Source organism: Mycobacterium kyorinense (assembly GCF_002101735.1).
GTDB lineage: Bacteria > Actinomycetota > Actinomycetes > Mycobacteriales > Mycobacteriaceae > Mycobacterium > Mycobacterium kyorinense.
Genome location: NZ_LQPE01000035.1, coordinates 16,192 through 27,962, shown reverse-complemented (window position 1 = coordinate 27,962; position 11,771 = coordinate 16,192). Strand labels below are relative to the sequence as shown.

General features: G+C 66.9%; 13 protein-coding genes. All 13 read left to right on the top strand.

Annotation, left to right across the window (positions count from 1 at the left end; translation table 11 throughout):
• Positions 1-84: 84 nt before the first annotated feature.
• The 13 genes from AWC14_RS06605 to AWC14_RS06545 all read left to right on the top strand — a co-directional run bounded on the left by AWC14_RS06605 (position 85) and on the right by AWC14_RS06545 (position 11,540).
• Entirely contained in the window at positions 85-396 is a 312-nt protein-coding gene (locus AWC14_RS06605; protein ID WP_048893284.1) for a hypothetical protein, read from the top strand.
• A gap of 45 nt (positions 397-441) precedes the next feature.
• Entirely contained in the window at positions 442-744 is a 303-nt protein-coding gene (locus tag AWC14_RS06600; RefSeq protein ID WP_045375031.1) for a hypothetical protein, read from the top strand.
• A 216-nt stretch (positions 745-960) separates the two neighbouring features.
• On the top strand, positions 961-2,214 hold the full coding sequence (locus AWC14_RS06595; RefSeq protein ID WP_053094050.1) for a MinD/ParA family ATP-binding protein: 1,254 nt from the start codon (positions 961-963) through the stop codon (positions 2,212-2,214).
• A gap of 80 nt (positions 2,215-2,294) precedes the next feature.
• The gene (eccD, locus tag AWC14_RS06590) at positions 2,295-3,716 is read left to right on the top strand and encodes a type VII secretion integral membrane protein EccD (protein ID WP_045375069.1); all 1,422 of its coding nucleotides are present in this window, start codon (positions 2,295-2,297) and stop codon (positions 3,714-3,716) included.
• Positions 3,713-5,095, top strand: a complete 1,383-nt coding sequence (mycP, locus tag AWC14_RS06585) for a type VII secretion-associated serine protease mycosin (RefSeq protein WP_045375034.1) — start codon at positions 3,713-3,715, stop codon at positions 5,093-5,095. Before eccD ends, mycP begins: the two co-directional genes overlap by 4 nt.
• A complete protein-coding gene (gene eccE, locus AWC14_RS06580) occupies positions 5,092-7,131 on the top strand; it encodes a type VII secretion protein EccE (protein WP_142281581.1) in 2,040 nt (679 codons plus the stop codon). The genes mycP and eccE overlap by 4 nt, the downstream gene beginning before the upstream one ends.
• A complete protein-coding gene (locus AWC14_RS06575; protein WP_045385688.1) occupies positions 7,113-7,475 on the top strand; it encodes a histone-like nucleoid-structuring protein Lsr2 in 363 nt (120 codons plus the stop codon). Before eccE ends, AWC14_RS06575 begins: the two co-directional genes overlap by 19 nt.
• Positions 7,468-7,737, top strand: coding sequence for a hypothetical protein (locus AWC14_RS06570; protein ID WP_045385690.1), 270 nt, complete (start codon positions 7,468-7,470; stop codon positions 7,735-7,737). Before AWC14_RS06575 ends, AWC14_RS06570 begins: the two co-directional genes overlap by 8 nt.
• Positions 7,730-8,332 (top strand): hypothetical protein, encoded by a 603-nt coding sequence (locus AWC14_RS06565; RefSeq protein ID WP_045385692.1) that lies wholly within the window; start codon positions 7,730-7,732, stop codon positions 8,330-8,332. Before AWC14_RS06570 ends, AWC14_RS06565 begins: the two co-directional genes overlap by 8 nt.
• 176 nt (positions 8,333-8,508) lie before the next feature.
• Positions 8,509-9,450, top strand: coding sequence for a DUF2637 domain-containing protein (locus AWC14_RS06560; RefSeq protein WP_053094078.1), 942 nt, complete (start codon positions 8,509-8,511; stop codon positions 9,448-9,450).
• A gap of 105 nt (positions 9,451-9,555) precedes the next feature.
• On the top strand, positions 9,556-9,918 hold the full coding sequence (locus AWC14_RS06555) for a DUF6166 domain-containing protein (RefSeq protein ID WP_045385694.1): 363 nt from the start codon (positions 9,556-9,558) through the stop codon (positions 9,916-9,918).
• Positions 9,919-10,099: 181 nt separating this feature from the next.
• Positions 10,100-10,765, top strand: a complete 666-nt coding sequence (locus AWC14_RS06550; protein WP_139800276.1) for a hypothetical protein — start codon at positions 10,100-10,102, stop codon at positions 10,763-10,765.
• A gap of 157 nt (positions 10,766-10,922) precedes the next feature.
• Positions 10,923-11,540 carry a hypothetical protein gene (locus AWC14_RS06545; protein ID WP_085241048.1) on the top strand — a complete coding sequence of 206 codons (618 nt, stop codon included), beginning with the start codon at positions 10,923-10,925 and terminating at the stop codon, positions 11,538-11,540.
• Positions 11,541-11,771: the final 231 nt, after the last annotated feature.

Here is an 11,771-nt window from a genome sequence, read left to right as displayed (position 1 = left end):
ATGCAGCCTCACCCGCCCCACCCGGGGTCACAGCACAACGTAACAACACGAAGTAACTGCACCTACGAACTTAAGGACTGACCGGTGCTTTCACCACTGCACACCGATACCGCTGCCCAGCAGGCCGTCGCCACCGAGATCGGCGACATCGCCACGGCGCAGAAAACCACCATCAACGCCTTCCTCGACGAGGTCCAGGCGATGCAGGCCCACCTCCAGGGTTCGACCGGGGCTGCCACCCAGGCCAAGGCCATGCACCTCAACGACGCCGGACTCGCCTTGATGAACGAGTTCAGCAACATCGCCGAGCGTGTCGGGGTGGCCTCCGGCGGCTACGTCAACACCGATGAATCCGGCGCCAGCGGTGTCGGCGCCAGCGCCGGCCAGGCGTTCTAACCGTTATCGACTGCCCACACACGAGCACAAGGTAAGGAATCGAAAATGAGTGCAAACATCGGCGGGGAGCAGGTCTGGAACTTCCCGATGATCCACGCCCAGATCGCTACCCTGCGCGGGCACGCCGCCACCATTCAGGCGGGCAATGAGCAGGCTCAAGGCGCGCTGGGCAAGGGCGTGGCGGTGTGGAGCGGTGACGCATCCACGCAGTGGTCGATCGAACAGGGCCGGCTGAACCACCGGGCCCAAGAGTTCCAGTTGGCCGTGACCGACTACCTCAATGCCGTCGAGAACGCCACCTTCGGCCAGGAACATCAGGAGGCCGTCAACCAGGCCAGCTTCCTCTGAGCTGGCCGGCCGACACCGATCACCGTCGGCGACCCACCCACGCCAGCCACTACCGTCCTGGCTTGGGTGCCGCCACGGTGAATTGGTTCGCCATGCGCCCAGATAAAACCGACCAGACAAATATAGCGGCACGGGTATAAACAATCCCGGCCGCTATATTTGTCTGCGGCCCAACTCCTGTGTCTTTCATACGTTTAACTGTGTTACGGTCCGACCATGAACAACGATCAAGACCCATATCGCGGCGTTTTTTCCCAAGCCCCGCCCCCGCCGCAGCAGCGCCCACCAGAGGCGCCACCCGGGTGGCCCGCCCGGGACGCTGGCTCCCCGCCGGCCACTGATCCGCGCCCCGCGCCGGCGCACTACCCACCTAACGAGGCGAATCAACGGGTCAACGAGCAGTATTACCCGCCCCACGAGCAGCGACACCAGACCGAAGATTCGCGCCCAGCGGCCGACAACTTCCAGCGGCAGGCGCCCTCGCAGCCCTGGCCGGCCCAGCCCGATCGCCGCCCCGTGCCCGCCGTGCGTCAACCCCGCCAACCGGCCGGCACCGTAGCGCTCGATCACCTCGACATCAAACGCAAAAAGGTCCCCGCCAAACACGGATGGCGCGCCGCGCTATTCGCGCTGACCAAGATCAATCTCGGCCCCGGCAAAGACGAAACATACGAATTAAGTCTGCAGGAACGAGTCCGGCGAATAGTTCGCGTCACCTTCCCGATAGCCGTGCTCAACCTCAAAGGCGGAGTCGGCAAAACCGTGGTCGCCGAAGCCCTCGGATCCACCTTCGCCCACGTCCGCGGCGACCGTGTGCTCGCGGTCGACCTCGACACCGACTACGGCAACCTCGTCGACCGGCACGGCCGCCAAAGCTCACTGGGCATCATCGATCTGGTTTCCGACCCGTCGGTGACCCGCTACCTTGACGTACGCGCCCACACCTCGATGAACGACTGCGATCTGGAAGTCCTCGACGGGCCCGACTACGCGCGCACCGACCGTCCCGTCGACCGCGACGACTTCGAACGAGCAATGTCGATCTTCAAGGAGCATTACTCGCTGGTCGTGATGGACTGCGGCACCGGGCTCAAAAACACGATGATGGACGCGGTTTTGCGGGAATCCCGCGCCCTAGTCGTGGTGACCAGCGCCTCCATCGACGCGATGAAAGAAACCGACATGACCCTGGAGTGGCTGCGCCAAAGCGGATATCAGCAGCTGCTGGACTCCACGGTGCTGGTGATCAATCACACCGAACGCGGCAAACCCAACGTCGAGGTGCCCAAGGCCGTCGAGCAATGGTCGCGCCAAATCCGCTCCGAGCGCATCGTCGTGCTGCCGTTCGATCCGCACATCCACGAGGGCAAAGAGATCATCCTGGAATTGCTGAGCAAGAAAAGCCAACGCCGCTACCTCGAGATCGCCGCAATGCTGGCCGACATGTTCCCCAAGACCGTGGGCGAGTAGACGGCCGGTGAGCACCCACCGCCCCAGCCCGGGTCCACCTCGCCCGGCTACCCAAACCAGTGCCCGCCGAGGAGGTGTCGATGGCCACCACTAGTAGCGCGATCGCGCTGTCGCGCGTGGCGATTTGGTACCAGGACACCCAAGTCGATCTGGCGCTACCCACCCGGGCGCCAATCAGCGACTACATCGACGACGTCGTCGACACATTCAGCGACCAAGTCGACATCGAGGCCCGCCGCAGCGGCCAGTGGACGCTGGCCCGGCTCGACCGGCCCCTGCAGCCGAGCAGTTCGCTGGCCGACGCGCGCGTGGCCGACGGGGCGGTCCTCGAGCTGCGGGTGGTGGCCTCCACCGAACGCTACCGGCCGGTGATCGAGGACGTCGTCGACGCGGTGGCGGCCGCCGCCGCCGAGTCCGCCACCCCCTTCGACACCGCCGCAGCGCGCCGCGCCGGTCTGGCCGCATTGGTCGCCGGAGGGCTGGCGTTATGCGCAGCCCAGTGGCGACTATGGGCGGTCAACGGGTATTCGTGGCCGGCGACCGTCGGCGGGGTCATCGGGGCGCTGGTGGCCCTGATCGGCATGTGGTCGGCGGCCACCCGGTATCGCGCCGGCGACGCGGCCGCCGCCTGGTCGGTGATATGGATTGCGGCGATGGGCTGCCTGGCGCAGGTGGTGCCCGTCTCGGCGCGTACCGGACTGCCGGGCCTGGCACACCTGCTGGTCGCCGCGGTGGCTGTGGGCGCGGCCGCGGTGTGCGCGCTGTGGATCACCGGTGGACATCCGGCCGCCTACAGCACCGTCACGGCCACGGCGGCCGCGGCAGCGCTGCTGTGCGCGGTGCTGCAGTACACCAGCCTGGCGCCGTCCTCGATTGCGGCGGGCACCCTTGCCCTGGGTTTAGTGGGCTTATCGGCGGTGCCGCGTGCGGCGCTGACCCTGGCCCGGATATCGCTGCCCCGGCTGCCGGCCCCCGGCCAAGAAGTACAGGTCAGCGGCGACATCAGCGACACCGAGATGCAGTCGCTGCGGATCCGGGCGCGCCGCGCGGTCCAGCTGACTTCGGGGCTGATGGTGGCCGCCGTGATCGTGGTGACCGGTGCCGCGGTGTGCGTGCTCGACCCACACTCCTACTACCGCTGGCTGCAGATAGGCATCGTGGCCTGCACGGTGATCATCCTCGTTCTGCGCGGCCGCACGCTGTCGGACCGCATCCAGGCCTATGCGATGTTTACGGGGGCCGCGGTGATCACCATCGCCGCAGCGACCAAGCTGCTGATTGCCTGGCCGACCGGGCAGGGCCCGTTGATTGTGGTCCTCGTCGTCGCCGCATTGACGGCGGTGCTGGTCCTGGGCGCGGTGGTAGGGGCGGCGCGATCGCTGCCCGAAACACTGAGCGACTGGGTTCAGCGGCTGGAGTTGGCGGCCCTGGCGGTCGTGATCCCGCTGTGTGTGTGGGTGACCGGGGCGTTCGCCGCGATCCGGGACGTGACATTCCGATGATCAGGTGGCGAGCTTTACACGCCGCGGCGGCGTTGGCCGCGGTCTGCGCACTCGTCGCCGCCATTGCGGCGACACCAGGTGCGTGGGCCATCACGCCGCCGCCGATCAACACCGCCGCGGTGCCGCCCGACACGGTCGGCCCCGAACAGCCGATGCGGCCCAGCACCATCTGCCAGACCCCCGGTGTGCTCGAGGCAAGCAACTTCGCCGACCCGCCGCCCGCGTGGCGGCTACTCGACCTCGAGGCAGCGCGGCCGCTAGCCACCGGAGCCGGTGTGACCGTCGCGCTCATCGACACCGGTGTCACCCCCAATCCGCGGCTGGCGAACCTGCGCCCGGGCGGGGACTACATCATTGAAAGCGACCAAGGGCTGCATGACTGCGACGGGCACGGCACACTGGTCGCCGGGATCATCGCCGCGGCCCCTAGCCGCACCGATGGATTCGTCGGAGTGGCCCCCGACGCCGCCCTGATCAGCATCCGGCAGTCCTCGGAATACTTCGACCTGCAAACCCCGCCACCGGCCAACGGAGACCCCAACGCCAGCCGCACCGCGATCGACCTGCGGGCGATGGCGCGGGCCGTTGTTCACGCCGCCAACCTGGGCGCCCAGGTTGTCAACATTTCGATGGTGTCGTGCATGAAAGCTGTCCGCCCCGTCGACGACGCCGCGCTGGGCGCGGCAATCCACTGGGCGGTCGCCGAGCGCAACGTCGTGGTAGTGGCCGCGGCCGGCAACACCGGCAACGAATGCAACCCGCAAAACCCGCCGCCGCCGGCGAACGACCCGGGCAGCTGGAGCAACGTGGTCACCGTCGCCTCCCCGGCCTGGTGGGCCGACGACGTGCTGTCGGTGGGCTCGGTGACCAACGACGGCGTGCCCTCCACGTTCAGCCTGCACGGACCCTGGCTCGGGGTGGCAGCACCCGGTGAGACGATCACCAGTGTCGGCAACTACCCCGACGGGCACCTGGTCAACGGATTGCCCGGCAAGGATGGGCCGCTGGTGCCGATCTATGGCACATCGTTCGCGGCCGCCTACGTGTCCGGTGTCGCCGCCCTGGTGCGCCAGAAATATCCCGAGCTCAACGCCTACCAGGTCATCAACCGCATCAAATCCACCGCGCACGCAGGACCCGCCCCCACCGATCCCGCCGTGGGGTGGGGTGTGGTCGATCCGCTGGCCGCGCTGACCTGGAACGTGGCCGATCCCGCGCCCAAGCTGCCGGTCAACAAAGTCATCGTGCCAGCCCCGCCACCGCCGGCCCCCGACCTTGCGCCCCGACGGGTGGCCAGCTGGGTGCTCGGCGGCGTCGCCGCCGCCGCGGTCGTCATCGTCGGCGCGGTGGCGGCGCTGCGCAGAAAGCCCCACTCATGACCGCGCCCCGCAGCGCCGGCGCCCGGGCTGGCTTCACCAAGCCCCCGATGCTGGGCGTGCACATCAGCGCCTGGCGGATCGCGGTGGCCGCCGTGCTCTGCGCCAGCTGGATTGCGGCCAGCTGGGGCCGCCTGCACCCCGTGCTGGTGGCGGCGGTGCCGCTGCTTGTGATCGCCATCGTGTTCACCACGATCTATCACGTCACCCTCACCCGGTGGGTGCTGCGCTGGTTGGCCTGGCGGCGACACCGCCGCGACCCGGCACCGCTGCCGGCGGCCGACGCCGTCTGCGACGTTGCACTCGACGGCGTCGCCGGCGGTATCGGAGTGGTCAGCGAAAACGAAACCCTGATCACCATGGTTGAACTCGAGCCCGACCCGATCGCACCCACCGTGGTCGTGGAAAACGAAGAGCGCACCATCAACACGCTGCACATCAACCGGCTCGCGGCAATGCTCACGCTGACCGACGTGAAACTGTCCTCCATCGACGTGATCAGCCCCGGGCACCGCGCCGCCGGCGGCTTCGCCGATCTCTACCAGCAAATGATCGGACCCGTACCCGCGGCCACCCATCGGCGCACCTGGATCGTGCTGCGAATCGCCCTTGTCGACAACCTCGCGGCCATCGCCCGCCGCGGATCCGACGCCGATGCGCCCCGGCGCACCGCCGCGGCGGCCTGTCTGCGCGTCGCCGACGCGCTGGCCGCCACCGGTATCGACGCCCGCCCGGCCACCGCCGCCCACATCGTCGCCGCCAACGCCGTGTTGCACGCCGACGCCCCCGTCGCCGACCACTGGTCATACCTGGAAGGTCCCGCCAGTTTCACCGGCATCTACTACGCCGACCCCGAGCACATCAGCGACGACGCCGCACAGTGGTGGACCTGGCCGGCGTCCCGCGACACCACCACCCTGGTCCGGCTGACCCGCACCAGCGCCGGAACCCAGATCGCGGCCCTGGTGCGCTACCGCACCACCACCCGGCCGTCGACGCCCCCGGTGTCGCGGCTAGGGCCGCTCTACGGTGTGCAGCAGGCGATGTGGCGCCAATTCCGGGTCGGTTACGTCCCGCCCCTGGCCCCGATCCCGTGGGCGCCGTTGGCCGACCACGATCCGGCGATCGCGTTCGGCCCGACCGGGCCGATGATCGGGTTCGTCGTCGGCCCACGCGAAAAAGCGACCGCCCACCTGCCGCTGGCCGGGGCCATAACCGTGCTGTGCCAAACATCGCTGCTGCTGCGGCAACTGGCGTTACGCGCCACCTCCACAGGCCGCCCGCTGATCGTGGTCGCCGACGACGCACAGCGGTGGTCGCCGATCGTGGCCAGCGCGGCCACCGGAAAACTCGTCGAGGCGGTGCCCGAAGACGTCCCCGAGGACGCGATTTTGGTCATCGAAGGCCAATGCCCGCTGGCGGTGCCCGAGGTGACGGTGCTGACCAACGACGCCAGCCGCGGCGCCGACGTCGAGCTCGTCGACGCCGACGACCAGTACACGTTCACCCTCAAGACCCGCTCCGGCCTGTCAGCGCGGGTGCGGGCCGTCCCCACCCACGAAGAGCGGCGGCTGCTCGGGGTCACCATCAGCCCGCCGCCCGCCGCCCCCGCCGCGCCGCGGAGGCTCGCCGCCCAACCGGCCCCCCACGCGCCGGCCACGCCGCAGCCGCCGTCACCGCCGGCACCCGCCGCCCCACGGTCCTCGGCTCCCGCCACGCCAGCCGGCGCGCCGGCAAAGCCACAACAGCGACCCGAGCAGACCGCACAACCCGCGGCGCCCCAGCGGCCCACTACCGCGCCGTCGAGCCCGGCCGGCAACGGCGAATCCGGCCGCCACCGAATACCCGCAGAGCCCGGCCGCAAAGCACGCGTCCCCTTTGCCCGCGGCGCCAACAACATTGCACCCCCGCCCGAGCAACATCTTGTGCGCGGGAGCGGCGATAACCCGCCGCCGGCCGCGCATCCGCCACCGCCCCCCGGCCCGACCACAACCCGCCCCGACGACAAGGATGATCCGCGATGGCGAAAAGAGTCGTAGTTGAACTCGTCGACGACATCAACGGTCAATCCGGGGCCACCACAACACGATTCAACCTCGACGGCGCCGACTACGAAATCGACCTCGTCGACGACCGGCCCCTCCGCGAGCTCCTGGCCCCCTACATCGCTGCAGCCCGCCCCACCAACAGCAACGGCAAGCCGGGCCCGGCGACAGGACGACGCAACGGCGCCCCCCGCCGCCGCCACGACCTGCACCTGATCCGGCGCTGGGCAGCCGCCAACGGCATACCACTGCCGGCCCGCGGACGGATCCCTGCAGCGACCATCAACGCCTACGACGACCACATCCGGTCCCGAACCACAGGAGACGGCGGTGGCTGAACTCAAACCGGGCAGGGTGTTTCGCGCCGAACTAACCCGGCAGTGGTTTTTCACCGCCCGCTACCGCGACCGCGGCCGCGGACAGTTTGAGGCCATCAGCAAGCACCCGGTCGAAAACAGCGCCGAGCTCGAGGCCGGCCACCAAGCCCGCCAGCAGCTGCAACGCCTGGCTGACCTGGTGCTCACCGACAGCGACGGTCAAGTCAGCGCCGAACAGCTCATCGACCTCGTTGTCCGTCGACTGGTCAGCATCAATGCCTGACGACACCACGCTGCCCGCCGACGCGCCCGCGCCCTGGGACACCGTCGACGACGAACTGCCCCGGCGAATCACGCCCGAATGGATCACCGACATCCTGGCCACCAACCACGGCTGGGACATCCTGCGCACCCACCTCACCCCGCAGCACAAAGGCGAGCCCTATCAGGCATCCTGGCGGGCGTTGTGGCGCACACTGGCCTTCGACGGGCGCTGGCGCGCACGGGTCACCCGCCGGCTACGCGCCGACCAGCAAATCGCCCACGACGCGCTCACCGGCAACAGGCTTGACCCCGACGAGCAGGCCCGGGCGCGACGGTTCATTCGCGCTGCTGATGATGCGATCAACCGACTCGGCAACGAAGCCGACCAGGCCATGGCGTGGGCGGGGGCCAAGTATGCTCGCCACCCGCCGGTGATACGGGAGCTGCTGGAAACGCTCGTGGTCGCGATCGATGACCACCGCGCCGGGCTCATCGGCGATGATGAACTTCACGGTGTGCTCGAAACATTGGGGATCGACCCCCGCCAGCGCGGCATCAGCGAAGCCGCCGTAGAGCGGGCACGAGCCAAATACCGCGGCAACCGTCGCCGGTAACCATCGTTGGGGCCGCCTCAAGTGGTCTTGCAAACCACGCCGCCGCCGATCACGGTATTGTTTATGGCGAAAAACCGCGCACCGCATGGGCTCTGGAACGAGAACCGCGTAGGCCCCACCACGACGATTGATCAGCATCTCGTCCGGTTAATCGATCAGAGTGGAGTGCGCGGACAGTGACGATTATCGAAGACCAGTCCGCCGGCATTACGCGCGACGGCTCCGCACCCTCCGAGTCCGACCACGGCGCCGAGAAACCCGGCGCGTCAACACAAGTCAGCGCGGCGAGTAACTGCGGCGATGATCTGCTTTCTGGCAGGATGCTGCAATCAGCGCGCGTGGTTGCGGTAATCATCACGGCGATCGTCGGGATCGCCAGTTTCGTCTTGAGTTTCGCGTCGCTATCCGATTTAGCTGAGCGTTCAGGATACCCGCACACGCTAGCGCCACTATGGCCGCTGATCGTCGACCTCACCATCGTGCTCGCCACAGCAGCGGTGGTAGTGCTCGGCCCATCGGGGGTCAAACAGCGCAAGAGTCGGCGGTTCTTCTGGCAGGTGTTAGGCGCGGCCGCGCTGGTCAGCATCAGCTGCAATGGGTTACACGGGTTCCTGCCCAAGGATGCGGCGCTGTCGCCCTGGTTGGCGGCGGCGATAGCCACCGTCGCGCCCGTGAGCTTGTTGGCGACAGCTCACGGGGCTGCAATCTTGTCGCGGGTCAAAACCCAAACCGATAACGCCACCACCCGGCTCGACATGGCCAAGACGACAAGCGAATACGCCTCTGCAGCAACAGGAATGCAAGCACCCCGTATGGCACGTCGCAACGGCGAGGTTCCGCGGCTGCACAGCGCAGAACGGCATGTGGATCGGGCCGCGCTAGCCATGATCGACGGGTTGACAACATCAGGCACAGACTGGACCGATGTCGCCGAAACACTCGTCCGTGACGGCGTCACCACCAAGACCGCCGCCGAAACCACTGAGGTGCTGCGACTTTGGGAGATGCACACCCCGCATAACACCATCGCCCGCCGACTCGGGCTACACCGCGACACCGTCGCCAAAATCATCGACAGCGCCGAAGACCTGCTGTCCGGGACAAAGATCAGAGCCTAATTTATGTTGCCGCGACACATCGGTTCCACACCAAGTCCACTGCCCAACCATGGCGAAATCAGTTACCGCGGATACGGGCCGTATTGTCCCGCCGGCGGACGACTGGTGGTGATCGAAATCGACGGCGAGGTCATCGGCCCACTTCCACACGCGGTTAAACATTCGCCAACCGGAATGACGTGGGGTTACTGCGGCTCCGGTCCAGCTGATTTGGCCCGGTCGTTGCTTATCCACGCGCTGGGCGACGACGCGCGATGCACAGTATGCGAGGGTACCGGCGAAGTTGTCTACGACATCACGACCGACCGCGAAATACCGTCTCGCCACGCAGACTTGGAGCACCTCAACCCCGGCGAGTCTGACGGACAGGCCCGCTATTCAGAGCCCATGGAGTGCCAATACTGCGAGCGAGGCTTTACCGTCCTGCCCTCCTCGTATCAGCGATTCAAATTCGACATCGTCCGCTAACCTGCCCGAAGCCGGATGGACGCTCACCCGCGCCGAGATCCACGAGTGGATGGCACACCACCACGACACCAGCCAACAACCATGGTGAGGATGGCCAAACCGCGGCTAGCGGCTCGAGGCGTTAGCTGTGGTGTCTCACCACGTTGGTTCCACCACTTTCGTTCAACAAAGGAGATGCACCATGCGCAACCGCCGATTCTGGCAGCGGTTTACATCACGCGCCGCCAGCAAGGTCGAGCAAACCCATCCGCACACCAACACAGCGGATGAGCGAACACCTAACCAGCATGCGCGGAGTGTGGAGAACACTTCACGACGGCCCGCCGCCGACCACCTCGCAGGGCTGATGGCATCGGATTCATACGGGCCTGATATGGAAACAGCGGGACAGGCGCAGCTGGTTGCCTCCGAACTGCTACCGGCCGCCGGTGATTGGGCCGCACTGGAAAGGTTCGGCTTTATCAAGAAAACCCCTGTGGCTGAAGATAATCTGTTCGTCGAGGCGATCCTTCCTGAAGGCTGGCGGCGTGAGCGCGATGACCATCCAATGTGGTCGAAGGTGCTCGATACTCGCGGCCTCCCTCGCGTCAGCATCTTCTACAAAGCGGCATTTTACGATCGTGATGCCTTCTTCACGTTGGTAGACGTCGGAGCTGAGATCGTCGGCGAAGTCATCGTTGACGATGCGCCCGTTGTGATCCCCGCCGAATGGTCCCTCCTAACCAAAGAAGAGCGCACGCAAGGGAGACGGCATGCACAGCGTCTTGCCTCCGACGACTGGGATGAACACAAACAGCGACGAGCGCAGGAATTGCTCGAACTGCTGGCGCAAGCAGAGCCAGAGTAATGCGCGTAACCAACCTCACGAGATAGCACAGTTAGCACGGGTGTGGACACACCACAGAGGCACAGCCAGCGGCGCCAGCACGGCCAGGCGAGATCGGTGGCCGTGGGCGTGCCGCTGCCGGCGCGCGGGCGCCGGCGCCGGAGGAAGGACTGATCGCGTGCGGCAGGTCGATGAAACCCTTGCCGAGGCACAGCGGCTCCTCGGTAGCTCCGAGCCGCCCGCCGTAACGCCGCGGCCCACCAGTTCACCACAACCTGTCCCGCCACCGCAGTGGCAATCAGGTAGCGCCACAGCTGCGACAGCGGTCAGCGCCGAAATCAGCGCCCAGCACGGCACCTTCGCGGCACTGGGCGATCAAACGCGCACCCTCGTTGCCGAGGCGAACACCGAGAGCATGGACGCTCAGCGGCGGCTGGGCGGCATCCGCAACGAATGGGAAACGGACAAGACCGCGCTCTCAGCGATGCCGCGCACACCGGATAGAGACGGCGCAATCATCGCCGCCGGCCAACGAAGAGTCCTCGAAGCAGCCAACGTGGTCCAGACAGCAGCCGAACGCTTCGACCAAGCGGCCGGTAAGGTTCGGCGCGCGACCGCTGAGTTGCCCCACCCATTGGCCCACGTGGACCCCAAGCCACCGCCGAATCCGGCCGATGCCGATGTGCGGCCGTACGCCTGCTACCTCGGCTCCAAGGACAATGATCCGGTGAAGATCTGCGGCCCCACACCGGCTTTGCACACCTGGTATGTCGACAACGGGATCGTTTATCCGTAACGGGGAGAACGGATTCCGTGTTTCACGCTGATCAGCACGTAGGCACCATGTGTAGGAAGTGTTTGAGAGCGGCTCGGCACGTTCACACCTGTAGACGACGTGCGCAGGTGGCGCGCCCTCTCGGGCGCGCGGCGACTCGAAGCGTGATGCGAGTAGGCCCGTGCGGGCGATTCTCGGCAAAGGTCTTCAACAACTGGGATCTCACCTGTCACACTCGCACACATGTTCGAT